General features: G+C 73.9%; 29 protein-coding genes. 18 read left to right on the forward strand and 11 right to left on the reverse strand.

What is annotated here, in order from left to right:
* Positions 1 to 13 precede the first annotated feature (13 nt).
* Both aroA and rsgA read left to right on the forward strand, forming a co-directional pair.
* On the forward strand, positions 14 to 1,285 hold the full coding sequence (gene aroA, locus IG63_RS0102175; protein WP_030482740.1) for a 3-phosphoshikimate 1-carboxyvinyltransferase: 1,272 nt from the start codon (positions 14 to 16) through the stop codon (positions 1,283 to 1,285).
* Complete coding sequence (rsgA, locus tag IG63_RS0102180; protein ID WP_030482741.1) at positions 1,286 to 2,287, forward strand: ribosome small subunit-dependent GTPase A; 1,002 nt, start codon at positions 1,286 to 1,288, stop codon at positions 2,285 to 2,287. It begins immediately after the preceding gene.
* Positions 2,288 to 2,320: 33 nt separating this feature from the next.
* Here rsgA and IG63_RS0102185 read toward each other — a convergent pair whose 3' ends face one another.
* Positions 2,321 to 2,779: a DUF2231 domain-containing protein gene (locus IG63_RS0102185; RefSeq protein ID WP_030482742.1), complete on the reverse strand. Its 459-nt coding sequence runs from the start codon at positions 2,777 to 2,779 to the stop codon at positions 2,321 to 2,323.
* Between the two features lie 43 nt (positions 2,780 to 2,822).
* Between IG63_RS0102185 and hisN the strand changes: the two genes are divergently transcribed.
* Both hisN and IG63_RS0102195 read left to right on the forward strand, forming a co-directional pair.
* Positions 2,823 to 3,707 carry a histidinol-phosphatase gene (hisN, locus tag IG63_RS0102190; protein ID WP_030482743.1) on the forward strand — a complete coding sequence of 295 codons (885 nt, stop codon included), beginning with the start codon at positions 2,823 to 2,825 and terminating at the stop codon, positions 3,705 to 3,707.
* 85 nt (positions 3,708 to 3,792) lie between these two features.
* On the forward strand, positions 3,793 to 4,224 hold the full coding sequence (locus tag IG63_RS0102195) for a CBS domain-containing protein (protein ID WP_030482744.1): 432 nt from the start codon (positions 3,793 to 3,795) through the stop codon (positions 4,222 to 4,224).
* 1 nt (position 4,225) lies between these two features.
* Here IG63_RS0102195 and IG63_RS0102200 read toward each other — a convergent pair whose 3' ends face one another.
* A complete protein-coding gene (locus tag IG63_RS0102200; protein ID WP_051706048.1) occupies positions 4,226 to 4,888 on the reverse strand; it encodes a maleylpyruvate isomerase family mycothiol-dependent enzyme in 663 nt (220 codons plus the stop codon).
* A 7-nt stretch (positions 4,889 to 4,895) separates the two neighbouring features.
* On the reverse strand, positions 4,896 to 6,623 hold the full coding sequence (locus IG63_RS0102205; RefSeq protein ID WP_036194162.1) for a DEAD/DEAH box helicase: 1,728 nt from the start codon (positions 6,621 to 6,623) through the stop codon (positions 4,896 to 4,898).
* An 80-nt stretch (positions 6,624 to 6,703) separates the two neighbouring features.
* Here IG63_RS0102205 and IG63_RS0102210 point away from each other — a divergent pair, with 80 nt between their 5' ends.
* Together IG63_RS0102210 and IG63_RS0102215 are read left to right on the forward strand one after the other, a co-directional pair.
* Positions 6,704 to 7,729, forward strand: coding sequence for a permease (locus IG63_RS0102210; RefSeq protein WP_051706049.1), 1,026 nt, complete (start codon positions 6,704 to 6,706; stop codon positions 7,727 to 7,729).
* Positions 7,726 to 8,391, forward strand: coding sequence for a TIGR03943 family putative permease subunit (locus IG63_RS0102215; protein ID WP_051706050.1), 666 nt, complete (start codon positions 7,726 to 7,728; stop codon positions 8,389 to 8,391). The genes IG63_RS0102210 and IG63_RS0102215 overlap by 4 nt, the downstream gene beginning before the upstream one ends.
* Before the next feature lie 26 nt (positions 8,392 to 8,417).
* Here IG63_RS0102215 and IG63_RS0102220 read toward each other — a convergent pair whose 3' ends face one another.
* Positions 8,418 to 8,735, reverse strand: a complete 318-nt coding sequence (locus IG63_RS0102220; RefSeq protein ID WP_030482749.1) for a hypothetical protein — start codon at positions 8,733 to 8,735, stop codon at positions 8,418 to 8,420.
* Positions 8,732 to 9,031, reverse strand: a complete 300-nt coding sequence (locus IG63_RS0102225; RefSeq protein ID WP_030482750.1) for an ArsR/SmtB family transcription factor — start codon at positions 9,029 to 9,031, stop codon at positions 8,732 to 8,734. Before IG63_RS0102225 ends, IG63_RS0102220 begins: the two co-directional genes overlap by 4 nt.
* A gap of 81 nt (positions 9,032 to 9,112) precedes the next feature.
* Between IG63_RS0102225 and IG63_RS0102230 the strand changes: the two genes are divergently transcribed.
* Together IG63_RS0102230 and IG63_RS0102235 are read left to right on the forward strand one after the other, a co-directional pair.
* Complete coding sequence (locus tag IG63_RS0102230) at positions 9,113 to 9,487, forward strand: FKBP-type peptidyl-prolyl cis-trans isomerase (RefSeq protein WP_030482751.1); 375 nt, start codon at positions 9,113 to 9,115, stop codon at positions 9,485 to 9,487.
* Between the two features lie 29 nt (positions 9,488 to 9,516).
* Entirely contained in the window at positions 9,517 to 10,056 is a 540-nt protein-coding gene (locus tag IG63_RS0102235) for an ASCH domain-containing protein (RefSeq protein WP_036194163.1), read from the forward strand.
* Between the two features lie 129 nt (positions 10,057 to 10,185).
* Here IG63_RS0102235 and IG63_RS0102240 read toward each other — a convergent pair whose 3' ends face one another.
* Complete coding sequence (locus IG63_RS0102240; protein WP_211249178.1) at positions 10,186 to 10,395, reverse strand: RNA-binding S4 domain-containing protein; 210 nt, start codon at positions 10,393 to 10,395, stop codon at positions 10,186 to 10,188.
* Positions 10,396 to 10,442: 47 nt separating this feature from the next.
* Positions 10,443 to 11,696, reverse strand: coding sequence for a DUF445 domain-containing protein (locus tag IG63_RS0102245; protein WP_245604261.1), 1,254 nt, complete (start codon positions 11,694 to 11,696; stop codon positions 10,443 to 10,445).
* A 106-nt stretch (positions 11,697 to 11,802) separates the two neighbouring features.
* On the opposite strand from IG63_RS0102245, the gene IG63_RS0102250 reads away from it, so the two are divergent.
* The 4 genes from IG63_RS0102250 to IG63_RS0102265 all read left to right on the forward strand — a co-directional run bounded on the left by IG63_RS0102250 (position 11,803) and on the right by IG63_RS0102265 (position 15,281).
* Positions 11,803 to 12,285 (forward strand): glutathione peroxidase, encoded by a 483-nt coding sequence (locus tag IG63_RS0102250; RefSeq protein ID WP_030482755.1) that lies wholly within the window; start codon positions 11,803 to 11,805, stop codon positions 12,283 to 12,285.
* Positions 12,286 to 12,346: 61 nt separating this feature from the next.
* The gene (locus IG63_RS0102255; protein WP_030482756.1) at positions 12,347 to 13,507 is read left to right on the forward strand and encodes an acyl-CoA dehydrogenase family protein; all 1,161 of its coding nucleotides are present in this window, start codon (positions 12,347 to 12,349) and stop codon (positions 13,505 to 13,507) included.
* A 13-nt stretch (positions 13,508 to 13,520) separates the two neighbouring features.
* Positions 13,521 to 14,648: an acyl-CoA dehydrogenase family protein gene (locus IG63_RS0102260; RefSeq protein ID WP_030482757.1), complete on the forward strand. Its 1,128-nt coding sequence runs from the start codon at positions 13,521 to 13,523 to the stop codon at positions 14,646 to 14,648.
* Positions 14,649 to 14,786: 138 nt separating this feature from the next.
* Positions 14,787 to 15,281 carry a GNAT family N-acetyltransferase gene (locus IG63_RS0102265; RefSeq protein ID WP_030482758.1) on the forward strand — a complete coding sequence of 165 codons (495 nt, stop codon included), beginning with the start codon at positions 14,787 to 14,789 and terminating at the stop codon, positions 15,279 to 15,281.
* A 127-nt stretch (positions 15,282 to 15,408) separates the two neighbouring features.
* On the opposite strand, the gene IG63_RS0102270 is transcribed toward IG63_RS0102265, so the two are convergent.
* Genes IG63_RS0102270 through IG63_RS0102280 form a run of 3 tightly spaced genes read right to left on the reverse strand, consistent with a single transcriptional unit; the run spans position 15,409 to position 19,268 of the window.
* Complete coding sequence (locus IG63_RS0102270) at positions 15,409 to 17,490, reverse strand: vWA domain-containing protein (protein WP_245604263.1); 2,082 nt, start codon at positions 17,488 to 17,490, stop codon at positions 15,409 to 15,411.
* On the reverse strand, positions 17,483 to 17,884 hold the full coding sequence (locus tag IG63_RS0102275) for an OsmC family protein (protein ID WP_030482760.1): 402 nt from the start codon (positions 17,882 to 17,884) through the stop codon (positions 17,483 to 17,485). Before IG63_RS0102275 ends, IG63_RS0102270 begins: the two co-directional genes overlap by 8 nt.
* On the reverse strand, positions 17,877 to 19,268 hold the full coding sequence (locus tag IG63_RS0102280) for a magnesium chelatase ATPase subunit I (RefSeq protein ID WP_030482761.1): 1,392 nt from the start codon (positions 19,266 to 19,268) through the stop codon (positions 17,877 to 17,879). Before IG63_RS0102280 ends, IG63_RS0102275 begins: the two co-directional genes overlap by 8 nt.
* 19 nt (positions 19,269 to 19,287) lie before the next feature.
* On the opposite strand from IG63_RS0102280, the gene IG63_RS23465 reads away from it, so the two are divergent.
* Genes IG63_RS23465 through IG63_RS0102300 form a run of 4 tightly spaced genes read left to right on the forward strand, consistent with a single transcriptional unit; the run spans position 19,288 to position 21,334 of the window.
* Positions 19,288 to 19,680: a YchJ family protein gene (locus IG63_RS23465; RefSeq protein WP_245604265.1), complete on the forward strand. Its 393-nt coding sequence runs from the start codon at positions 19,288 to 19,290 to the stop codon at positions 19,678 to 19,680.
* 31 nt (positions 19,681 to 19,711) lie between these two features.
* Positions 19,712 to 20,566, forward strand: a complete 855-nt coding sequence (locus IG63_RS0102290) for an adenylate/guanylate cyclase domain-containing protein (protein WP_036194165.1) — start codon at positions 19,712 to 19,714, stop codon at positions 20,564 to 20,566.
* On the forward strand, positions 20,559 to 20,966 hold the full coding sequence (locus tag IG63_RS0102295) for an ankyrin repeat domain-containing protein (RefSeq protein WP_051706052.1): 408 nt from the start codon (positions 20,559 to 20,561) through the stop codon (positions 20,964 to 20,966). The genes IG63_RS0102290 and IG63_RS0102295 overlap by 8 nt, the downstream gene beginning before the upstream one ends.
* Positions 20,967 to 20,971: 5 nt before the next feature.
* Positions 20,972 to 21,334 carry an NYN domain-containing protein gene (locus tag IG63_RS0102300; protein WP_030482765.1) on the forward strand — a complete coding sequence of 121 codons (363 nt, stop codon included), beginning with the start codon at positions 20,972 to 20,974 and terminating at the stop codon, positions 21,332 to 21,334.
* Here IG63_RS0102300 and IG63_RS0102305 read toward each other — a convergent pair.
* Complete coding sequence (locus tag IG63_RS0102305) at positions 21,297 to 21,908, reverse strand: TetR/AcrR family transcriptional regulator (protein ID WP_036194167.1); 612 nt, start codon at positions 21,906 to 21,908, stop codon at positions 21,297 to 21,299. The genes IG63_RS0102300 and IG63_RS0102305 overlap by 38 nt on opposite strands.
* Positions 21,909 to 21,944: 36 nt before the next feature.
* Between IG63_RS0102305 and IG63_RS0102310 the strand changes: the two genes are divergently transcribed.
* Positions 21,945 to 22,904, forward strand: coding sequence for a DMT family transporter (locus IG63_RS0102310; RefSeq protein ID WP_051706054.1), 960 nt, complete (start codon positions 21,945 to 21,947; stop codon positions 22,902 to 22,904).
* Entirely contained in the window at positions 22,873 to 23,133 is a 261-nt protein-coding gene (locus tag IG63_RS0102315) for a putative quinol monooxygenase (RefSeq protein WP_211249169.1), read from the forward strand. Before IG63_RS0102310 ends, IG63_RS0102315 begins: the two co-directional genes overlap by 32 nt.
* The last annotated feature ends 4 nt before the right edge of the window (positions 23,134 to 23,137 follow it).

The raw sequence follows: 23,137 nt of genomic DNA on the forward strand, positions 1-23,137 counted from the left end.
TAGCCTGGGTCGTGTGACGACCGCCCACGAGGACCTCTGGCCCGCTCCGGTCGCGCACGCCCCCGTCGCGGCCACCGTCGCGCTCCCGGGGTCGAAGTCGCTGACCAACCGGGCGCTGCTGCTCGCCGCGCTCTCCGACGGCCCCAGCGTCGTACGACGCGCGCTGCGCTCGCGCGACACCGAGCTGATGGCGGCGGCGCTGACGTCACTGGGCTCGCGGGTCGACGCCTCCGGTGACGACTGGGCCGTGACGCCGGGGCCGCTGCACGGCGGCAGCGTCGACTGCGGCCTCGCGGGCACCGTGATGCGCTTCGTGCCGCCGCTGGCGGCGCTCGCCGACGACGAGGTCACCTTCGACGGCGACGCCCACGCGCGCACCCGGCCGATGTCCGGCGTGCTCGACGCGCTGCACGGCCTCGGGGTCGAGGTCGAGGACGAGGGGCGCGCGACGCTGCCCTTCACGGTGCGCGGCACCGGCGCGGTGCGCGGCGGCACCGTGGTCATCGACGCGTCGGCGAGCAGCCAGTTCGTCTCGGCGCTGCTGCTGGCCGGGGCGGCGTACGACGAGGGCGTCGACGTGCGCCACGAGGGCGAGCCCGTGCCCTCGCTCCCCCACATCGACATGACCGTCGCCTGCCTGCGCGAGCACGGCGTCGAGGTCGACGACACCGAGCCCGACCGCTGGCGGGTGCCGCCGCAGCCCGTGCGCGCCACCGACGTGACGATCGAGCCCGACCTCTCCAACGCCGCGCCCTTCCTGATGCTGGCGCTCACCAGCGGCGGCCGCGTGACGGTGCCCGGCTGGCCCCGCGCCACGCACCAGGCCGGCGACGCGCTGCGCGACCTGCTCGCGCGGATGGGCGCCACCGTGTCGCTCGACGACGCCGGGCTCACCGTCACCGGCAGCGGCCGCATCGAGGGCATCGACGCCGACCTGCACGACGTCGGCGAGCTCACCCCCGCCGTGGCCGCGCTGTGCGCGCTGGCCGACTCCCCCTCCCGCCTGCGCGGCGTCGCCCACATCCGCGGCCACGAGACCGACCGCCTGACCGCCCTCGCCGTGGAGCTGCAGGGGCTGGGAGCCGGCGTCCAGGAGCACCCCGACGGGCTCACGATCGCGCCGGCGACGCTGCACGGGGGCGAGTTCAAGACCTACGCCGACCACCGGATGGCGCACGCCGCCGTCGTGGTCGGGTCCCGGGTCGAGGGGGTGCTGGTGGAGAACGTCGCGACGACCGCCAAGACCTTCCCCGGCTTCGCCGAGGTGTGGGCGGGGCTGTTCTGAGTGGCGGGGTCGACCGGGCGCTACGGCGCTGAGGACCCCGAGCACTACGAGCGACCCCGGCGCCGCACCCGGCCACGCACCAAGGAGCGGCCGTCGTACGACGACGCGGTGCCGGCGGTGGTCGTGACCGTCGACCGCGGCCGCTACACCTGCCGGCTCGCCGACGACCCGCAGGTCGTCGTCACCGCGATGAAGTCGCGGCCGCTCGGGCGCAAGGGCGTCGTGGTCGGCGACCGGGTCCGCCTCGTCGGCGACAGCTCCGGCGCCGAGGGCACGCTGGCCCGGATCGTGCTGGTCGACGAGCGGGTGACCGTGCTGCGCCGCACCGCCGACGACGACGACCCGGTCGAGCGCGTGATCGTCGCCAACGCCGACCAGCTCGTCGTCGTGGTCGCGCTCGCCGACCCGCCCCCGCGGCAGGGACTGGTCGACCGCGCGCTCGTGGCGGCGTACGACGCCGGCATGGACCCGCTGCTGTGCCTGACCAAGGCCGACCTCGCCGACCCCGAGCCGGTGCTGGCCGGCTACCGCCCGCTCGACGTGCCGTACGTCGTCACGCAGCGCGGCGAGGACGTCACGCCGCTGCTGCAGCGCCTCCAGGGACGCACCAGCGTGATGCTGGGGCACAGCGGCGTCGGCAAGTCGACGCTCGTCAACGCGCTGGTGCCCGACGCGCACCGGTCGACCGGCGGCGTCAACGTGGTCACCGGTCGCGGCCGGCACACCTCGACCAGCGCGCTGATGCTCACGCTGCCTCGCGGCGACGGCTGGATCGTCGACACCCCCGGCATCCGCTCCTTTGGGCTCGCCCACGTCGACCCCGCGCAGCTGATCGAGGCCTTCGAGGACCTCCACGAGCTCACCTGGAGCTGCCCCCGTGGGTGCACGCACGGCGAGGGCGAGCCCGAGTGCGGCCTCGACGACGCCACCGGCACCCAGGCCGAGCGGGTCGCGTCGTTCCGCCGGCTGCTGGCCTCCCGCGAGGCCGCCCAGGAGTGGTGAGGGCCCGGACTGGTCGCGCCCGGGGCAGGTGGCTCAGCCCCACACCGACCGGGCGCCGGCGTCGCCGGTGAGCACGACCAGCCCGGTGACCGCGATCGCGCCGACCACGAGCAGCAGCGTGACCGGCAGGGTGAGCACGGCGCTGCGCGACGCGGTGGCCGCGCCGTCGCGCCCTCGCCGCGGCAGCAGCGCGACGGCGGCGGCCACGACGAGCGTGAAGCCGATCATCACGGTGCGCAGCAGCTCGGCGCGCTCCTCGTGGGTCTCGATGAGCGGCGACTCCATCCCGCGGCTCTCGAGCAGGTCCTCGCCGCTGGCGACGGCGACGAAGACGCTGGCCAGCGCGAGGACCGTGACGACCAGCAGCGGCCAGCGCAGCGAGGCCCGGAAGCGCGGGACGACGTAGGCGAGCGCCGTGAGCGCGGCCAGCGGGGTGAGCACGACCGCTGCGTGGACGACGAGCGGGTGCAGCGGGACACCGTTGATCTCCATGCGCGGGAAGGTACTCCCGGCGCCTGAGCCTAGGCTGTGAATCATGGCAGCCGACTTCACCGACGACCTGCGGCTGGCGCACGTCCTCGCCGACGACGCCGACTCGACCTCGCAGAGCCGGTTCAAGTCCCTCGACCTCCACGTGATGACCAAGCCCGACCTGACGCCGGTGACCGACGCCGACAAGTCCGTCGAGGAGGGCGTGCGCCGCGTGCTCTCGCGTGCCCGGCCCCGCGACGCGGTGCTCGGCGAGGAGCAGGGCTCGGTCGGGCACAGCCAGCGTCGCTGGGTGGTCGACCCGATCGACGGCACCAAGAACTTCGTACGGGGCGTCCCCGTCTGGGCGAGCCTGATCGCGCTGATGGTCGACGACGAGGTCGTCGTCGGCGTCGTCTCGGCCCCGGCGCTCAACCGGCGCTGGTGGGCGATGAAGGGTGGCGGCGCCTGGACCGGCAAGTCGCTGCTCCGGGCCAGCCGCTGCCAGGTCAGCGACGTCTCGCGCGTCGAGGACGCCTCGCTCTCCTACTCCTCGCTGCACGGATGGGACGAGCGCGGCCGGCTCGAGGACTTCCTCTCGCTCTCGCGCCGCGTGTGGCGCACCCGGGCCTACGGCGACTTCTGGTCCCACATGCTGGTCGCGGAGGGGGCGGTCGACATCGCCACCGAGCCCGAGCTCGAGCTCTACGACATGGCCGCGCTCGACGTCATCGTGCGCGAGGCGGGCGGGGTCTTCACCTCGCTCGACGGCACGCCCGGGCCCACCGGCGGCAGCGCGCTGGCCACCAACGGCAAGCTCCACGACCAGGCGCTCGCCTTCCTCGGGTCGCACGAGGACCACGACCCCCACGACGGCCGCGGGGGCACCGTGCACGACCTCAGCGCCCGGCGCCCCGCGCCCGAGGCAGAGGCGGCGGACGAGGAGGACTAGTACCGAGGACCGACGCCCTGTCGCCGAGACGCGACGGCCACTACATTCGGGACCAATCCACTCACCCGGCTCGTGGGAGGTCGCGATGAAGATCAAGGACGTCGTCCGAGGCAAGAGCAGCCAGTCGGTCGTCACCATCTCGCCCGACGCCACGGTGCGCGAGCTCGTCGCGCTCCTCGGCGAGCACAACATCGGGGCGGTCGTGGTCAGCGGCGACGGGTCGTCGGTCGAGGGCATCGTCAGCGAGCGCGACGTCGTGCGCCGGCTGCAGCAGGGCGCCGAGGTGCTCGGCGCCGCCGTCAGCTCGATCATGACCGCGACGGTCCACACCTGCGGCCCCGACGACGACCTCGACGCCCTGATGGGCCAGATGACCGAGCGCCGCATCCGTCACGTGCCCGTCGTCGTCGACGGCGCCCTGACGGGCGTGGTCAGCATCGGCGACGTGGTGAAGAGCAGGATCACGCAGCTCACCTTCGAGCGCGACCAGCTCGACTCCTACGTGCACCAGACCTGAGTCACGGCGTCAGCGCGGCGCCGAGCAGCGAGCCGGCGTCGGCGGGCGGGGGCAGCCGGTGCCACACCATCAGCAGCAGGTCGGACGCCGGCGCGCGCACCACCGTGCGCTCCCCCTCGCCCAGGCCGAGCTCGCCCCCCACGTCGGTCGCCTGCAGCACCAGCGTGCCGCGCAGCGGCGCGAGCCGCCCCATCCGGAGCTGCCGCGGGTAGAAGACCTCGGCCACCTCGAGCACGCCGTCCCAGGCCAGCTGCGGCTCGACCTCGTCGGGGGTGCCCTGGCTGGTGCGGGCGTCCCAGAGGTGCAGCCGCGTCTCGTGCACCTGCCGGCGCTGCCAGAAGGCCGCGCGGCCCTTCGGTGGCCCGAAGGTCCAGGCGGCGCCGTCGGGTCCGGCCTCGCGCAGCGCCTCGACCAGCGCGGTCGCGCTGGCGGCGTACCACCGGCACAGCGCGGAGCGCTCGTCCGGCCCGTCGGCGGGGTCGCCGGGCGGCGCGCCCGTGACCACGGCCTGCGTGGCCCACTGGTGGATCCAGCCGAGGTGCTGCGCCAGTGCGCGCAGGTCCCACCCGGGGCAGCCCAGCACCGGCGCCTCGAGCTCGGCGCCGGCGAGGAGCTCGCCGAAGGCCGTGGTGTGCCGCTCGAGCAGCGGCAGCCAGCCGGTCACGGCAGCGTCAGTCGCGCTTCTTGTGGCGCGGCTTGCGCTCCGACGGCGGGGGGCGGCGTCCGGACGGACCCTCGTCGAGCGCGAGCTCGATGAGCTTGCCGCTGATCCGCGTGTCCTTCAGCCGCGACCAGGCGTCCTCGGGCAGCTGACGCGGCAGCTCGACCAGCGAGTGGTCCGGGCGGATCGTGATCTTCCCGAAGTCGCCGCGGCCCAGGCCGCCCTCGTTGGCCAGTGCGCCGACGATCTGTCGGGGCTCGACCTTGTGGCGCTTGCCCACCGCGATCCGGTACGTCGCCAGCGCGGCGTCGCCGCTGCGGCGCGGCCGTGACCCGCGCTCGGGCCGGCCCTCGCGGCCACCCTTGTCGGGACGGTCGGGACGACTGGGGGGCGTGCGCATCGCGTCGGAGGCGGGGTCGAGCAGCAGCGGCTCGTCGCCCTGCGCCACGATGGCCAGCGCGGCGGCCACGTCGACCTCGGGCACGTCGTGCTCCGCGACGTAGTGGCCGACGATGTCGCGGAAGCGCTCGACGCGCGAGGTCTGCCCGAGCGCCTCGGTGATGGCGTCGTCGAAGCGGCTGAGCCGGGTGGCGTTGACGTCCTCGACGCTGGGCAGCGACATCTGCTGCAGCGGCTGACCGGTGGCCTTCTCGATGTGGCGCAGCAGGTAGCGCTCGCGCGGGGTCACGAAGGAGATCGCGTCGCCGCTGCGACCGGCCCGCCCGGTGCGTCCGATGCGGTGCACGTAGGACTCGGTGTCGGTGGGGATGTCGTAGTTGACGACGTGGCTGATCCGCGGCACGTCGAGCCCGCGGGCGGCGACGTCGGTCGCGACCAGGATGTCGAGGGTGCCGTTGCGGAGCTGGTCGACGGTGCGCTCGCGCTGCTGCTGCGCCACGTCGCCGTTGATCGCCTGGGCGCTGAGACCGCGCACCCGGAGCCGCTCCGCGAGCATCTCGGTCTCGTTCTTGGTGCGGACGAAGACGATCATCGCCTCGAAGTTCTCGACCTCGAGGATCCGCGTGAGGGCGTCGACCTTCTGCGGGTAGGAGACCGTCAGGTAGCGCTGCGTGATGTTGGTGGCCTGCGCCTTGGTGCGCTCGACGGTGATCTCGACGGGGTCGTCGAGGTACTTCTTCGACAGCCGCCGGATCGCGCTCGGCATGGTCGCGGAGAAGAGCGCGACCTGCTTGTCGTCGGGCGTCTCGGCCAGGATCGTCTCGACGTCCTCGGCGAAGCCCATGTTGAGCATCTCGTCGGCCTCGTCGAGCACCAGGAAGCGGAGCCGGGAGAGGTCGAGCGTGCCCTTCTCGAGGTGGTCCATCACGCGGCCGGGGGTGCCGACGACGACGTCGACGCCGCGACGCAGCGCCGAGAGCTGCACGCCGTACCCCTGACCGCCGTAGACGGGCAGCACGTGGACGTCGCGCAGGTGGCTGGCGTAGCGGCCGAAGGCCTCGCAGACCTGCAGTGCCAGCTCGCGGGTGGGGGCCAGCACCAGCGCCTGCACCGCGCCGTAGCGCGGCTCGAGCCGGTCGAGCACGGGCAGGGCGAAGGCGGCGGTCTTGCCGGTGCCGGTCTGGGCGAGGCCCACGACGTCGCGCCCGGCGAGCAGGGGCGGCACGGTCTGCGCCTGGATCGGCGAGGGCGTCTCGTAGCCCACGTCGGCGAGGCTGCGGAGCACGGCCTCACCGAGGCCGAGGTCGGCGAAGGACGGGAGGGGCTGGTCGCTGCTCACCCCCTGACGGTAGTGCCGCCGGGGACGACACGGGTAGTTGGCAATGGCTCCCACTCCCGCCATGCACTTCGGTGCTGCGGGTGACGACGCTCCCTCCGGCCGCCGACGAGGCCCGGGACGCCGTTCCGGCCGGCCCGGCCGCCCCCGACGGGCCCCACCGGTGGCTCGGGCAGCCCGAGCTCGTCGTGCTCGGCCTGCTGGTGCTGCTGCTAGCCCAGGGATGGATCACCGGCATGCTCGACGCCCCCGCGGTGCGGGCCTGGGCGGCGATGTTCGTGGCCGTGGTCGTGCAGTCGCTGCCCTTCCTCGTCTTCGGCGTCGTCGTGGCGGCGCTGATCTCCACCTTCCTCTCCGAGCGCCTCGTGCGCCGCGTGATGCCGCGTAACCCGGCGGCCGCGGTGCCGGTGGCCGGCGTGGCCGGCGTGGGCCTGGTCGGCTGCGAGTGCGCGTCGATCCCCATCGCCGGCGGCGTGATGCGGCAGGGCGTCGCCCCGGCCGCGGCACTGACCTTCCTGCTCGCCGCGCCGGCCGTCAACCCCGTGGTCATCGCCTCGACCCTGGTCGCCTTCCCGGGGATGCCGGAGATGGCGCTGGCCCGCTTCGTCGCCTCCATGGCCACGGCCGTCGCCGTCGGCTGGCTGTGGATCAAGGTGGGCCGGCGCACCCCGCCCCGCTTCGGCCAGGGCAGCATGCACGAGCACGGCACCGGCATGAAGGGGTTCCTCGCCTCGGTGCACCACGACCTGATGCAGGCCGCGGGCTACGTCGTGATGGGCGCCACGATCGCCGCCGCGGTCAACGCCTTCGTGCCGCGCGCGGTGCTCGACACCCTGGCCGGCAACCTGCTCGTCAGCGTCGTCGTGCTCGCGCTCTTCGCCTTCGTCGTCGCGCTCTGCTCCCAGACCGACGCCTTCGTGGCCGCCTCGCTGACGGCCTTCTCACCCACGGCGAAGCTCGTCTTCCTGGTCGTCGGCCCGGCGATGGACGTCAAGCTCGCGAGCCTGGAGGCGGGCTACTTCGGCCGGCGCTTCGCGATGGTCTTCGTCCCGCTCGTGCTCGTGGTCGCCACGGTCTCGGCCGTGCTCGTCGGATGGTGGTTGCTGTGATCCTGCGGACCCAGGGCGTCGTGCTCGCGCTGACGGGCGGCGTCTGCGCCCGCCTGGCCCTGACCGACGCCCACCTGCGCTACGTCAACGGCTGGATGCGCTGGCCGCTGCTGATCACGGCGGTCGTGCTGGTGCTGCTGGCCGTGCGCGTGGTGCTGCTCGCCGGCCGCACCGAGGACCGGGCCCCCGCGGCATCGTGGCTGCTGCTGGTCCCCGTCGTCGCCGTCTTCGTGATCAGCCCGCCGGCGCTCGGGGCCTACACCGCCGAGCGCAGCGCCGTCGCCGTGGCGGCCGAGCAGGACTGGGAGCAGGTCGACGACGACGGGCCGGCGACGCGGATGAAGGTCGGCGAGTTCCAGTCGCGGGCGCAGTGGGACGACACCCTCGCGGGGCGCACCGTCGAGCTGGTCGGCTTCGTGACGCAGCCCGAGGGCGGCGAGGGCTGGGTGCTCAACCGGCTCTCGATGTCGTGCTGCGCCGCCGACACGGTCGGCTACCAGGTGCGCGTCGAGGGCGCCCCCGCGCCGACGACGGAGAGCTGGGTACGGCTCACCGGCACCTGGGTCGACCCCAGCACCGGCGAGCGCCCCCGTCCCGGCATGCCCGTCGTCGAGGCGCTCGACGTCGTCGGCGTACCGGAGCCGCGCGAGCCCTACGAGTAGGGCCCGCGCGGCGGTTGGCTCGCGGCTCAGGCGGCGTGCTGGCAGGTCGCGCAGGAGCAGTCGGCGCAGACGCAGTTGGCGCAGCTGTCGGAGCAGTTGGCGCAGCTGCACGCCTGGTGGTTGCAGGTGGGGCAGCTGCACTCGGCGCAGTCGCAGGCCGCGCAGGTGTCGGAGCAGTCGGCGCACTGACAGCTGCTGCACTCGTCGTAGTGGCCGTCGTGCTCGCGGTGGGCGTGGCCGTCGTGCAGGTAGTCGACGTGGTCGAGGTGCACCACGGCGTCGTGGCCGCACCCCGGTCCGTGGGTGTGGGCGTGGCTCTCGGCCTCGGCGTGGGTGGCGGTCATGGTGACTCCTTGGCGTGGTGGAGGGCGTCGAGGAACACGTGGGCGACGTGCTCGTCGCTGAGCGTGTAGCAGACGTGGCGACCGTGGCGGTGGGCGATCACCAGCCGCGCTCCCCGCAGCACGCGCAGGTGCTGGGAGACCAGCGGCTGGGAGAGACCTGTCGCCTCGACCAGCTCGCCCACGGTGTGCTCCCCCTCGGTGAGGCGGTGCACGAGCGCAGCGCGGGCCGGCGAGGAGAGCGCGCCGAACAGCTCGGCGACCTCGTCGTACGCCGCGGTGCTGCCGTCGGCTGACATATGCATGAGTATGCATGTGACTATGGGTTGCTGGCAACCCGCGCCGCGCAGGTCGGGCCGGGGCGTGGCAAGGTGGTGGCCATGAGCGCAGAGAAGCCCGAGATCGAGTTCCCCGACGGCCCCCCGCCCACCGAGCTCGAGGTCACCGACCTCGTCGAGGGCGACGGCGACGAGGCCACCGCGGGCAGCACCGTGTCGGTGCACTACGTCGGCGTCGCGCACTCCACCGGCGAGGAGTTCGACGCGTCGTACAACCGGGGCGCGCCGCTCGACTTCCGCCTCGGCATCGGCCAGGTCATCTCCGGCTGGGACCAGGGCGTGCAGGGCATGCGCGTCGGCGGCCGTCGGCGCCTCGTCATCCCGCCCCACCTGGCCTACGGCGACCGCGGCGCCGGTGGCGTGATCCAGCCCGGCGAGACGCTGATCTTCGTGTGCGACCTGGTGGCCGTGAGCTGAGCGCGACGCCGCGCACGTAGGGTCTCGGGATGAGCCAGGGAGAGCCCGTCGAGGGCGAGGTCGAGCGCTTCTGGCACGAGGCCCGGCGCCACGCCCGCCTCGAGACCATGCCGGGCTACTTCGGTCCCGACGCGATCGGCTCCGTCGTCCCGCCGACCTGGGCCTTCGGCGACGACCCCGACGCCGACGCCCTGCTCGCCCTGGTGCTCGCGGGCACGAAGACCGCGATGACCAGCGCCCGCGACGACTACGTCGGCGAGGAGCAGCTGCCCGAGCGCGGCACCATGAGCATCCTGCTCGACTCCGCCGGCCACCCCCGGGCGCTGGTGGCCACCACCTCCGTCACGGTCGTCCCCTTCGACGAGGTCGACGAGGCGCACGCCCGGGCCGAGGGCGAGGGAGACGGCACGCTCGCCTTCTGGCGCGCGTCGCACGAGCGCCACCTCACCGACCACGACCCCCTCGGCCGCGGCTTCCGCCCCGACATGCCCGTGGTGCTCGAGCACTTCGAGCTGCTTCACCCCGCCCCGCAGTCGCGCGCGACCTTCCGCGCCATGTTCGGGCGCTGAGGCGGCGCACGGCGGGCCGCGTCGCCACACCGGGACGAACCGGTCACCGGGGTCGCGAAACTGCCACTGGCGTCGCGGTATTTCGTCGCGCCAGTGGCGGATTCACCGGCCGGCCGGTGAATCTGCCAGCTACTCCTGCACCACCCGCACGGGGGGTGGGGCGTGCTCGACGAGGAGCACGACGACGTCACCGGCGACCAGCTGGCGGCCGCGGCGGGTCTCGACCTCGCCGTTGACCGTCACGACCTCGGCGGCCAGGAGCTCCTTGGTGTCGGAGCCCTGGTCGACCAGGTTGGCCAGCTTGAGCAGCTGGCCGAGGCGGATCACGTCCTCGCGGATCGGCACGTCGATCGGCTCGGGGGCCCGGGCGCGGCGGCGGAAGGGGTTCACAGCACCAGTGTGACCGCGTGGATCACCACGCCCACCAGGCCACCCACGATGGTGCCGTTGATGCGGATGAACTGCAGGTCGCGCCCGACGTGCAGCTCGATCTTCTTCGCGGCCTCCACGCCGTCCCAGCGCTCGATGGTGGCGGTGATGACACTGGTCAGCTCCTGGCCGTAGCGCCCGACCGCCCACACCACCAGGTCCGCCGCCCAGGTCTCCAGGCGCGCCCGCAGGTCGTCGTCCTCGCCGATGCGCGTGCCGAACGCCGCCAGCTCGGTGGTCGCGCGCCGGCGCAGCAGCCCGTCGGAGTCGTCGAGCGCCGCGAGCAGCGCCGTACGCAGCGAGGACCACAGCGACATGCCGGTGCGCAGGAACTGCGGCTGCTCCAGCAGCCGCCGCTTGAGGGCCTCGGTGCGCTCCTGCGTCTCCGGGTCGTGCTGCAGGTCCTCGGCCAGCTGGGCCAGGAAGCTGTCGAAGGCCCGTCGGGCGGAGTGGTCGGGGTCGCTGCGGATGTCGGCGACCCACCGGATCGCCTCCAGGTGCAGCCGGTTGACGATCACGTCGTTGAGCCGGTCGGGGGCCCACCACGGCGCGCGCTGCGCGACCACGTCGGTGAACTCGTCCTGGTGCTGCACCAGCCAGTCGTGCGCCTCCTCCAGCACCAGGTCGACCAGGCCCCGGTGGGAGCCGTCGCGCACCACCTCGGCGAGGAAGCCGCCGGCGAGCGGTGCGACCGGCTCCGCGGCGAAGCGCGGCACGATCACCTCGCGCACCACCGCCTCGACGTCGTCGTCCTTGAGCCGGCGCAGGCCGAGGCCGAGCACGGTGGAGACCTCGCCCACCACCCGGCCCGCGTTGTCGGGCTCCGCGAGCCAGCCGCCCAGCCGGCGGGCGACGTCGGCCGCGGCGAGACGGTCGCGCACGACCTGCTCCTGCAGGAAGTTCTCCGCGAAGAACTCCTCCAGGCTCTTGCCGAGCTCGTCCTTCTTGCGCGGCACCAGCGCCGTGTGCGGGATGGGCAGCCGCAGCGGGTGGCGGAAGAGCGCCGTCACCGCGAACCAGTCCGCGATCGCGCCCACCATGCTCGCCTCGGCCCCGGCGTTGACGAAGCCCAGGAAGCCGTCCTGGTCGAGCGTCACGACGTACACGACCGCCGCGAGGACCAGCAGCCCGAGCGCGACCGCCTGCATCCGGCGCAGCCGACGCAGTCGCTCGGCGTCGGCGGTCGGGTCGGTCGACATCAGGGGCGCCACGGGTGCGAACCTATCGAGACGTCGCTCACGACCGCGTGAGGCGCCACCCCATCCGAGGCAGGCTGGGCTCCGAAGCACCGACGCACCCACGACCGGAAGGCCCGCTGTGACCACGCTGCACGACTTCACCGCCACCACCATCGACGGCGAGGACCGCCCGCTCTCGGCGTACGACGGCCACGTCGCTCTCGTGGTCAACACCGCCTCGCAGTGCGGCTTCACCCCGCAGCTGGAGGGCCTCGAGCAGCTGCACCGGCAGTACGCCGACCAGGGCCTGGCCGTGCTCGGCTTCCCCTGCAACCAGTTCGGCAACCAGGACCCCGGGAGCGACGAGGAGATCGGCGCCTTCTGCCAGAAGAACTACGGCGTCAGCTTCCAGATGTTCTCCAAGGTCGAGGTCAACGGCGACGACGCCCACCCGGTCTACCGGTGGCTGCGCTCGGAGAAGTCCGGCCTGCTCGGCGAGAAGATCAAGTGGAACTTCACCAAGTTCCTCGTCGGCAAGGACGGCCAGGTGCTCAAGCGCTACGGCTCGACCACCAAGCCCGAGAAGATCGCCGCCGACATCGAGAAGGCACTCGCCGCCTGAGGCTTCGTACTGCGCGGTAACCTGTGCGCGACGTACGCCGTACGACGCGAGGAGCACGTGCATGCAGTTGGCGCTGAGCAAGGACGACACCGACTTCCGCGAGGAGATGCGGGCCTTCTTCACCGAGAAGGTCGCCTCGGAGATCCGTGACGCGGTCCGGGCCGGTCACCACCTGACCAAGGCCCAGATCGTGGAGGCGCAGCAGACCCTCAACGCCGCCGGGCTCGCGGTGCCCTCGTGGCCGGCCGCGTGGGGCGGTCGCGACTGGACGCCGCTGCAGCGGCACATCTGGCAGCAGGAGATGGAGCTGGCGTGCGTCCCCCCGCCGCTGGCCTTCAACACCGGCATGATCGGGCCGGTCATCGCCCACTTCGGCAGCGAGGAGATGAAGCAGCGCTTCCTCCCGCCGACCGCCAACCTCGACATCTGGTGGGCCCAGGGCTTCTCCGAGCCCGACGCCGGCTCCGACCTCGCCTCGCTGAAGACCCGTGCGGTGCGCGACGGCGACGACTGGGTCATCGACGGCCAGAAGACCTGGACCACGCTCGGCCAGCACGCCGACTGGATCTTCGTGCTCTGCCGCACCGACCCCGACGCCCCGAAGAAGCAGCAGGGCATCTCGATGATCCTGGTGCCGATCGAGACCGAGGGCGTCACGGTGCGCCCCATCAAGCTCATCGACGGCGGCAAGGAGGTCAACGAGGTCTGGTTCGAGAGCGTCCGGGTGCCGGGCGACCTCCTCGTCGGCGAGGAGAACCAGGGCTGGACCATGGCCAAGTTCCTGCTCGGCAACGAGCGGGTCGGCGTCGCCCCCGTCGGGCAGACCAAGCGCCGCCTGGCCACGCTCAAGGAGCACGCCCGCGAGGTCGGGCTGCTCGACGACGCCGTGCTGGCCTCGCGGATCGCCGAGCTCGAGAACGACCTGCTGGCGCTCGAGCTCACCGCCCTCCGGGTGGTCGCGAGCTCCTCCGAGGGCAAGCCCCACCCGGCCTCCTCGGTGCTCAAGCTGCAGGGCACGGTGCTGCAGCAGGCCGTCACCGAGCTGCTCGTCGACGTCGCCGGTCCGCTGGCGCTGGCCTCCGGGGCGGGCGAGGACTCCGAGGTGCCCGACTGGGCCCGGGTCTCGGCCCCGCTCTACCTGAACTACCGCAAGGCCTCGATCTACGGCGGGTCCAACGAGATCCAGCGCCAGATCATCGCCGGCAGCATCCTCGGTCTCTGAGAAGGAGCGCGACATGGACTTCACCCTCGACTCCGAGCAGAAGGCGCTGCGCGACGCCGTCCGCAGCCTCTTCTCCTCCTTCGACAACGAGCAGCGACGCGCCGTCGTCGCCGAGGACCCCGGCTTCAGCGAGGAGCAGTGGGGCCGCATGGCCGAGATGGGCCTGCTCGGGCTGCCGTACGCCGAGGCCGACGGCGGCATGGGCGCCGGCCCCGTCGAGCTCTCGTTGGTGGCCGAGGAGCTCGGCCGCGTCGTCGCGCCCGAGCCGTACGTCGAGACCGTGGTGCTGGCCGGCGGCCTCGTCGCCGCCCTCGGCACCGCCGAGCAGAAGCAGGACGTGCTCGGGGCGATCTCCGCCGGCGAGCGGGTCGTCGCCGCCGCGCTGCTCGAGCCGGCCACCCGCTGGGACCTCGCCGCCGACGGCGTCGTCGAGAAGGACGGCACCCTCACCGGCACCAAGGAACCCGTGCTCGTGGGCGGTCGCGCCGACCAGCTCGTCGTCTCCGCCCGTGTCGACGACGGGCTTGGCTTCTTCCTGGTCTCCCCCGGCGAGGGCGTCACCGTCACGTCGTACGCCACCTTCGACGGCGGTCGCGCCGCCCGCGTCGTCCTCGATGGGGCCCCGGCGCAGCGGCTGGGCGACGGCTCGGTCGACCCGCACGCCGCGCTCGCCCGGGTGGTCGCCGCGGCCAAGATCGCCTACTGCCACGAGGCGCTCGGCCTGATGGAGTCGGCGCTGCGGCGCACCACGGAGTACCTCACCCAGCGCAAGCAGTTCGGCGTGACGCTCAACCGCTTCCAGGCGCTCACCTTCCGCGCGGCCGACATGTACACCTCCGTCGAGCTCACCCGCAGCATCGTGGAGTGGGCGAGCATGGTGCTCGCCGACGCCGGCTCGACGCCCGAGCAGGTCACCGAGGCAGCCCGCCGGGCCAAGCTGCAGGTCAGCAAGGCCGGTCGCCACGTCGGGCAGGAGGCGATCCAGCTCCACGGCGGCATTGCCATGACCGACGAGTACGCCGTCGGCCACATGACCGCCCGCCTCACCGCCATCGACCACCTGCTCGGCGACGGCCGCGAGCAGTCGCGCCACCTCGTCGCCTCCCTCGGCGACCACGAGGTGCTCGACCCGCTGCGGTGAGGTGCGGGGGCCGGCGCGGGGGCGGGCGCGGGCGTGGGCGTGGGCGTGCGGCATGTAACGCGGTGTTGTCGCATGTGAACAAGGGCTGTGCGCGGCGCGTCGGCACCACAGCGCCGCGGCACATGGACGGCGTACGCCGTGCCGCCTGAGCCGACCGCGCGGCTGACCTTCCGCGAGATGGACGAGGCCGACCTCGACCTCCTCGAGCGGCTGCTCGGCGACCCGGTCGTGATGGCGCACTACCCCCGCCCGAAGACGCGGGCAGAGTGCGCCGACTGGATCGCCTGGCACCGGCGCGGCTACGCCGCCGACGGCTTCGGGCTGTGGCTGCTGCACGAGGACGGCGTCTTCGTCGGCGAGTGCGGCCTGACCTGGCAGGCGCCCGACGGCCGCCGCGACCTCGAGCTCGGCTACCACCTGCTCCCCGAGGCGCAGGGACGCGGCCTGGCCACCGAGGCGGCGCTCGCCTGCCGTGCCCACGCCGAGGCGCGCGGCGTACGACGCCTCATCGCCGTGGTCGCGCCCGACAACGCACCGTCACGCCGGGTCGCCGAGCGTGCCGGCCTGGCCTGGGAGCGGCGTACGACGATGCACGCGCGCACCGTCGACGTGCTCGCCGCGGACCTCGGCTGAGGGCGCCACTCATCTACCGCGGTGCTGTGCACGGGATCGGGCCGCACAGCCCTTGTTCACATGCGACAACACCGCGTTACATGGGCCCCGCGACCCACCCCCGCGACCTACCGCCCGGCCTGCGGCCTCAGTCGGCGTGCCAGAAGCCGCGGCCGCCGTACCAGTCGCTGAGGTGGCCGTAGGGCGAGCGGGCGTCGCGGTCGCCGAGGTAGCTGCCGACGACGGCGGCGCCGAGGTCGTCGAGCTCGGGGCTGACCACGCGCCCCTCGACGCGGGCGGCGAGGCCGTCGAGGAAGCGGGCGAGGCCGGGGTCGTCGCCGAGCCGGAAGAAGGTGGTCTGGGCGCCGAGGCGGCGGGCGTTGTCGAGCTCGCGCACCGACCAGGCCAGGGTGAGCGGGTGCGGCGGGTAGGAGAACCACACCTCGCCGTCGGCCTCCAGGTGGCTGGTGGGCTCGCCGTCGGTGACCACGAGCAGCACCGGCTGGGCCGAGGGGTGCTTGCGGAAGAAGCGGTTGGCGAGCAGCAGCGCGTGGTGCAGGTTGGTGCCCTTCTCCCACTGCGCGTCGAGGGCCGTGAGCTGCTCGATGTCCATCACCTGCGCGGAGCGGCCGAAGCCGACCAGCTGCAGCGCGTCGCCGCGGAAGCGGGAGGAGACCAGCTGGTGCAGCGCCAGCGCCGTGCGCTTCATCGGGACCCAGCGGTCGGCCATCGCCATGGAGAAGGACGTGTCGACGAGCAGGGCCACCGCGGCCTGGGTGCGCGCCTCGGTCTCCTGCACCTCGACGTCGCCGATCTGCAGGCGGACGCCGTGCGCCGTCGACCCGCCCTCCCCGGCCGTGCGGACGACGGCGTTGGCGACCGTGCGCGGCACGTCCCACGGCTCGGTGTCGCCGAAGGCCCACTCGCGGGTGGCCCCCGACTGCTCGCCGGCGGCACCCGCGCGGCGTACGTCGCGCTGCCCGTGGCGCGCGGAGAGCCGCTCGGCGGCGTCCTTGAGCAGCGCCTTGCCGAGCTGACGCATCGCCTGCGGCGAGAGCCGCAGCTGCCCGTCGGAGGCGCGGGTGAGCATGCCGGTCTCCGAGAGCGCCCGCTCCAGCGCGGCCAGGGTGCGGGCGTCGACGCCGGCCTCCTCGCCGAGCTGGCGCTCGAGCGCCTCGAGGTCGACGTCGTCGAGCCGGGCGCCGTCGTAGGACTGCGAGAGCTGCTCGGAGAGGTCGTCGAGCTCGGCGAGGTCCTGCAGCACGCCGGTGCCGTCGCCGAGGCCGAGGCCCTCCTCGCCGTCGAACTGCTCGCCGCCCGCCCAGTCCTCGCCGGGCCGCAGCGCCTGCAGGTGGTCGTCGAGCTGCGAGAGCTGGCCCATCAGGTCCGGGGACCCGAATGCCTGGGCCGCGAGCGCGTCGAGCTCGGCCCGCTGCTCGGCGGTCATGCTGTTGCGCAGCCGCTGCGCCGCGGCGGCCCGCTGCGCCAGGGCGTCCATCAGCTCGTCGAGGTCCTGCGGCTGCTCGGGGAAGAACTGGCCGTGCCGGTCCATGAAGTCCGCGAAGTCCTCCGGGGTGTCCTCCCCCAGCCGGCGCTTCTCCAGCAGCTGGTTGAGGTCGGCGAGCATCTCCTGCACGGCCTGCCGGTCCTCGTCGGTCGCGCTCTCCAGCGCCTGCTTCATGCCCGCGAAGCGCTGGTCGAGCAGCTCGCGGCCGAGCAGCTCCTTGATCTCCTCGTACGCCGCCCGCCCGTCGGCGCTGCTCCAGTCGTAGTCGGAGAGCTCGCTCACCGCGGCCGCCGTGCTGGGCGGCAGCCCGTCGAGCCGCAGCTCGCGGAAGGCGCGGTCGGCGTCGTCCATCTCGACGTCGCGGGCGAGCTGCCCGCGCTCGGCGAGCACGGCCCGGTCGAGCAGCTCGCGCACCTGCTCCATGGTGCCGTCGAGCGAGTGCCGCTCGAGCAGCTCCCGGCGGCGCTCGGCGACCCGGCGGGCGAGGTCGTCGAGGCCCCGCTGGTCGCGGCCGCCGCGGCGCAGGAACTCGCGCATCGCCCGCTCGGGCGACCGGCCCGCCATGACGTCCTCGCCGATCGACTCCAGGGCCTCGGCGAGGTCGACGGGCGGTGCCAGCGGGTCGCCGCCGGCGTAGCGGCCGTAGCGCGAGCGACCCGGACGCCGCGGCGCGACGCCGCCGGCGGCGCGCGGACGGCGGCCCGGGGTGGGGTCCTCAGACATGGCCAACCCGGCGTACGCCGACGCCCTGCCGCAGTGCCCGCGGCACCTCCGCGACCCGCTCGACCGCGCCGACCAGCCGGTCGACGGTCTCGGGCAGCAGCGCCGAGTCGATCGCGACGGCGTACTCGACGCCGGTGGAGTGCCAGGTGTCGGTGTCGAAGCCGCCCTCGGCCGTGACGTGCACGCCGTTGAGGTGCAGCCCGCGCCGCTCGGCCTCGCGGTAGACGTCGTTGAGCACGCAGCACGCCACCGCCAGGTGCATCACGTGGGCACCGGTGAAGCCGCCGCGCACGCTCATGCCCGTGCCGGTCCAGTGGTGCGGCACGACCAGGCAGTCGGGCCCGTCCTCCAGGAGGGTGCCCGCGCCGACGCTCGCGGTGAAGCGCTCACCCATACACCGTCCCCTCCGCATCGCTGTCCTTGCCGACTCGCTGCGCCAGGAAGAGTCCCTCGAGCGCGAGCTCGACCGCGCCGGCCATCTGGCCGTCGTCGCGGGCGTCGAGGCGCTCGAAGAGCTGGTCGTAGAGGTCGGACTCCCCCAGCGTCGGGAGCCCCGTCAGCAGGTCGCGGGCCGGGACCTGCGGGCCGGTGACCACCATCGCGCCGTCCTCGACCGCCTGCACCAGCAGCCCGAGGTCGAGGCCGCCGAGCCGCGTGCGCACGGTCTCGGCCGTCGCTCGCCGGAGCAGGTGCTCGAGCACCTGCTGCTCGCGCCCCTCCTCACCGGTCTCGAACTCCACCTTGCCACCGAGCACGTCGACCGCGGTCTCGAGGTCGACCACCCGGGCGACGGCGCGCTCCTCGCCCTGCGACGTCGCCCGGTGCAGCGCGGCCGCGGCGATGGTCTCGGCGCCGGCGATGGCGAAGCGGGCCGAGACGCCGGAGCGCTGGTCGACCGAGCTCGACTCGCGCAGCGCGCGGGTGAAGCGCGCCAGGATCTCCACCAGGTGGTCGGGCACCTCGGCCACCAGCGCGGCCTCCTGCCGGATCACGGCGACCTCGTCGTCGAGCTCGACGGGGTAATGGGTGCGGATCTCCGCGCCGAAGCGGTCCTTGAGCGGGGTGATGATGCGACCGCGGTTGGTGTAGTCCTCCGGGTTGGCGCTGGCCACCACGAGCGTGTCGAGCGGCAGCCGCAGCACGTAGCCGCGCACCTGGATGTCGCGCTCCTCCATCACGTTGAGCATCGCGACCTGGATCCGCTCGGCGAGGTCGGGCAGCTCGTTGATGGCGACGATGCCGCGGTGGCTGCGCGGGATCAGGCCCCAGTGGATCGTCTCGGGGTCGCCCAGGCTGCGACCCTCGGCCACCTTCATCGGGTCGACGTCGCCGATCAGGTCGGCCACCGACGTGTCGGGGGTCGCGAGCTTCTCGGCGTAGCGCTCGTCGCGGTGGCGCCACTCGACCGGCAGCCGGTCGCCCTCGGCCTCGGCACGGCGGCGCGAGGCCACGGTGATCGGCTCGTAGGGGTGCTCGCCGAGCTCGGAGCCGGCGATGACGGGCGTCCACTCGTCGAGCAGGCCCACCAGGGTGCGCAGCAGCCGGGTCTTGCCCTGCCCGCGCTCGCCGAGCAGCACGATGTCGTGCCCGGCGATCAGCGCGCGCTCGAGCTGGGGCACGACCGTCGTCGAGAAGCCGTGCAGGCCGGGCCAGGGGTCGCGGCCCTCGCGGAGGGCGGAGAGGAGGTTGTCGCGGATCTCCTCGCGCAGGGCCCGGTGCACGTGCCCGCTCGCACGCAGGTCACCGAGGGTGCGTGAGGACGGAGGGGGAGTCGACACGACTGCCAAACTATCGCGGGTGCGCAAGACGACGGGGTCCTCGACGGGGCTGCCGACGCGGCCGGACGGCGCCTGCCCCTGCGGCGGGGCGACGTACGACGCCTGCTGCGGACCGCTGCTGCGTGCCGAGCGGCTGGCCGACACCCCCGAGCAGCTGATGCGCTCGCGCTACACCGCGCACGCCCTCGGCGACGCCGAGCACCTCTGGCGCACCTGGCACCCCCGCACCCGGCCCGAGCGCGTCGACCTCGACCCGGGCACCACGTGGCTGGGGCTGCAGGTGCTGCGGGCCGAGGACGAGGAGGTGGAGTTCGTGGCGGCGTACGACGACCAGCGCGGCGGCGGGCGGCTCCACGAGCGCAGCCGCTTCGCCCGGCGGGCCGGCCGCTGGTTCTACGTCGAGCCGGTGTGAGGGCGGCGGGGCGGGCGCCTAGCCTTGTCGCGTGTCCCCGGCCGCCTGGATCGCGCTCGCGCTGGCACTGCTGCTGGTCGCCGCACTGGCCGCCCTGGTCCGGGCCCGCACCGAGCTGCTCGCGCTGCGCGAGCGCGTCGTCGACCTCGAGGAGCTGGCCGACCAGGTGACCGTGACCGAGCAGCGCAGCCCCCGCGCCGTGCAGGCCGCCGGCGTCGCCGTGCGCACCGCGCGCGAGACGGTCTCGCGGCTGCGCGCCCAGGGCATGCGCGGCATGCTGCTCAGCTCGATCGACGACCTGACCGCCTGGGCGCTGGAGGAGCGCAGCGAGATCGTACGGGTGGCCGACGAGGAGGGCAACGTGACCATCCTCTTCTCCGACATCGAGGGCTCCACCGCGCTCAACTCCGAGCTCGGCGACGAGCTGTGGGTCAAGGTCCTCGCCGCCCACGAGGAGCTGGTCACGGGCGTCGTGGCGCAGCACCGGGGCCACGTGGTGAAGAGCTGGGGCGACGGCTTCATGGTCGTCTTCCCGAGCCCCGAGCTGGGCCTCGCCGCGGCCGAGCACCTGCAGCGGGCGCTGACCAGCAAGCGGCAGCGCAACCGTCGGCTGCGCGACCACCCGCTCCGGGTGCGGCTCGGGCTGCACACCGGCCGCGCCATCGAGCGCGGCGGCGACTGGTTCGGCCGCAACGTCGCCAAGGCCGCCCGCGTCGCCGCGATGGCCGACGGCGGCGAGGTGCTCGTCAGCACCGAGCTCGCGGCCCGGCTGCGCGAGCGCGGCGGCGACGAGCTGCCGTGGACGCTGCGCCGCACCGAGACCGTCGAGCTCAAGGGGCTTCCGGGCGAGCACACCCTCTGGCTGGTGGAGGCGCGCGATGGCTGAGAGCACCCCGGGCGAGGACCGCGACCGCCCCCTCACCGCCGAGGAGACCGCACGGGTCGTCGAGCTGGCGCAGCACTTCGCGCGCGAGGGCATGACCGCCGAGCTCGCGGGCTTCGTCGACCACGGCCTGCCCGTCGAGGTCACGGACACCGCGGGCAACACCCTGCTGATGCTGGCCGCCTACCACGGCCACGCGACCACGGTGCGGATGCTGCTCGAGCGCGGAGCCGACGTCGACCGCCGCAACGAGCGCGACCAGAGCCCCGTCGCCGGCGCGCTCTTCAAGGGCGAGGACGACGTCGTCCGCGCGCTGCTCGAGGCGGGGGCCGACCTCGACGCGGGCACGCCCACGGGCCGGGCCGCCGCCGAGACGTTCGGCCGGCAGGACCTGCTGCCTTGAAGCAGGTGCTCGTGGTCGACGGCGCCAACGTCGTGGGCGCGACCCCCGACGGCTGGTGGAAGGACCGCGCCGGCGCCGCCGCGCGCCTGCACGGGCGGCTCGCGGTGGCCGACACGTCGTACGACGAGGTGGTGCTGGTGCTGGAGGGCAAGGCCAGGGGCGGCATGCCCGCGGGGCGCGACGCCCACCTCCGCACGGTGCACGCCCCCCGCGACGGCGACGCCACCATCGCCGCGCAGGCCGAGAAGGCGCTCGCCGCGGGTCACCAGGTGGTCGTGGTCACCGCCGACCGGCTGCTGGCCCGGCGCGTGGAGCTGCTCGGCGCGCGCGTCATGAGCCCGACCTGGCTGCTCGCGCTGCTCGACTGAGCACCCCCACGCCGGCGTCGCGGCCGCGCGCGAAGGCGTCGTCGGGCACGCCGATCCCGGAGGCGGCCATCACGCCCTCGTGCAGCAGCATCAGGTGGTCGGCGACGGCGTCGGCGTCGGCCCCGCCGACGCCGGCCGCCTCGACCAGCCCGCGCAGCAGGCCCAGGGTCCAGCGCTTGTGGGCCACGATGACGGCGTACGCCGGGTGGCCGGGGTCGCTGATCTCGGCGTGGGCGTTGATCATGCCGCAGCCCTTCCAGGCACGGGCGCGGGCCCACGCGGCGGAGGCGTCGAAGTACGCCGCCAGCCGGTCGAGGGGGTCCTGGCCCACCGCGTCGAGCCGCTCGGCGACCAGCGCGCGCCACTCCAGGTCGCGGGCGCGGAGGTACTCCACGACCAGCCGCTCCTTGGAGCCGAAGCGGTCGTAGAGCGTCTTCTTGGTCACCCCCGCGCGCTCCGCGACCGCGTCGACGCCGACGGCGTGGATGCCGCGCTCGTAGAAGAGCTCCGAGGCCGACGCCAGCACGGCCCGCGCCTTGGGGGTCCACTCGATCTCGGGGAGGGAGGTGCTCATGGACGTGACTATACCGAACGGTGTACTTTCGTCCGCATGAATAGACCGATCGGTATACCGCGCCTCCCGGCACCCCTCCTCTCGGCGCTCTTCGTGGTGCTGTGGTCGGCGGGCTTCATCGGGAGCAAGCTCGGCACCGCGCAGGCGCCCTTCGACACCGTGCTGCTGTGGCGCTCGCTGCTGCTCACCGCGCTGCTGTCGCCCTGGCTGGTGGCGGCGCAGCGCGGGCACTCGGCGCGCGACCTCGGGCGCCAGGTGGTGGTCGGGCTGCTCTCGCAGGGCGTCTACCTGGTCACCGTCTACTGGGCGATCGGCCTCGGCGTCAGCACCGGCACCACGGCCCTCATCGACGGCGTCCAGCCGCTGGTCGTGGCCGCGCTCGCCGGCCCGCTGCTCGGCGCCACCCTGGTCGCCCGGCAGGTGGTCGGCCTGGCCATCGGGCTGCTGGGCGTGGTCGTGGTGACCGGCGCCGACCTCGCCTCCCCGGCGACGACCGCGCCGTGGTGGGGCTACCTGCTGCCGCCGCTCGGCATGGCCGCGCTGGTCGCGGCGACCTTCCTGCAGCGCCGCGCCACCCGGCGTACGCCGCCGCTGCAGGCGCTCGCCGTGCACAGCGCGGCCACGGCTGCCCTCGCCCTGCTCCTGGCGGGCGCCCACGGTCACGTCGTACCCCCGGCGACGTCGGCCTTCTGGCTCGCCCTCGCGTGGATGGTCGTGCTCGCGACGCTCGGCGGCTACGGCCTCTACTGGGTGCTGCTCGAGCAGCGCGGGGTGACCCAGGTCAACTCGCTGCTCTTCCTGGTGCCGCCGGTGACCACGGTCTGGGGCGCGGCGTGGTTCGGCGAGCCGCTCGGCCCCGTCACCGTGCTCGGGCTGGCCCTGGCGCTGCTCGCCGTGCGCCTCGCGCGCGGCAACGCGCCCGATGAGCCCGCGCCTCGGGAGGGGTCTGAGTCGCATGATCATCGTGAGCGGACACCTCAGCGTTGCCCCGGATGAGCGCGAGGCCTACCTCGCGACGTGCGTGGAGGTGGTGCGGCGCGCCAGGGCGAGCGACGGCTGCCTCGACTTCGCCCTCTCCCCCGACCTGCTCGACCCCGGCCGGGTCAACGTGCTGGAGCGCTGGAGCGACGCCCAGCAGCTGCGGGCTTTCCGCGGGGCGGGCATCGGGACCGAGCAGGCGACGATGCTGCTCGACGTCGCCGTCGAGGAGCACGAGGTCGTCTGAGGTC

The sequence above is a fragment of the Nocardioides aequoreus genome (assembly GCF_000720335.1).
GTDB classification, from domain to species: Bacteria; Actinomycetota; Actinomycetes; order Propionibacteriales; family Nocardioidaceae; genus Marmoricola; species Marmoricola aequoreus.

Excerpts from the sequence above, each read along its gene's own strand:
- IG63_RS0102220 (WP_030482749.1), bottom strand. The coding sequence starts at position 8,735 with ATGACCGCCACCCACGCCGAGGCCGAGAGCCACGCCCACACCCACGGA.
- IG63_RS0102295 (WP_051706052.1), top strand. The coding sequence starts at position 20,559 with ATGGCTGAGAGCACCCCGGGCGAGGACCGCGACCGCCCCCTCACCGCC.
- hisN (WP_030482743.1), top strand. The coding sequence starts at position 2,823 with ATGGCAGCCGACTTCACCGACGACCTGCGGCTGGCGCACGTCCTCGCC.
- IG63_RS0102255 (WP_030482756.1), top strand. The coding sequence starts at position 12,347 with ATGCAGTTGGCGCTGAGCAAGGACGACACCGACTTCCGCGAGGAGATG.
- IG63_RS0102260 (WP_030482757.1), top strand. The coding sequence starts at position 13,521 with ATGGACTTCACCCTCGACTCCGAGCAGAAGGCGCTGCGCGACGCCGTC.
- IG63_RS0102195 (WP_030482744.1), top strand. The coding sequence starts at position 3,793 with ATGAAGATCAAGGACGTCGTCCGAGGCAAGAGCAGCCAGTCGGTCGTC.
- IG63_RS0102305 (WP_036194167.1), bottom strand. The coding sequence starts at position 21,908 with ATGAGCACCTCCCTCCCCGAGATCGAGTGGACCCCCAAGGCGCGGGCC.
- IG63_RS0102310 (WP_051706054.1), top strand. The coding sequence starts at position 21,945 with ATGAATAGACCGATCGGTATACCGCGCCTCCCGGCACCCCTCCTCTCG.
- IG63_RS0102275 (WP_030482760.1), bottom strand. The coding sequence starts at position 17,884 with ATGGGTGAGCGCTTCACCGCGAGCGTCGGCGCGGGCACCCTCCTGGAG.
- IG63_RS0102235 (WP_036194163.1), top strand. The coding sequence starts at position 9,517 with ATGAGCCAGGGAGAGCCCGTCGAGGGCGAGGTCGAGCGCTTCTGGCAC.
- IG63_RS0102270 (WP_245604263.1), bottom strand. The coding sequence starts at position 17,490 with ATGTCTGAGGACCCCACCCCGGGCCGCCGTCCGCGCGCCGCCGGCGGC.
- IG63_RS0102185 (WP_030482742.1), bottom strand. The coding sequence starts at position 2,779 with ATGGAGATCAACGGTGTCCCGCTGCACCCGCTCGTCGTCCACGCAGCG.
- IG63_RS0102225 (WP_030482750.1), bottom strand. The coding sequence starts at position 9,031 with ATGTCAGCCGACGGCAGCACCGCGGCGTACGACGAGGTCGCCGAGCTG.
- IG63_RS0102230 (WP_030482751.1), top strand. The coding sequence starts at position 9,113 with ATGAGCGCAGAGAAGCCCGAGATCGAGTTCCCCGACGGCCCCCCGCCC.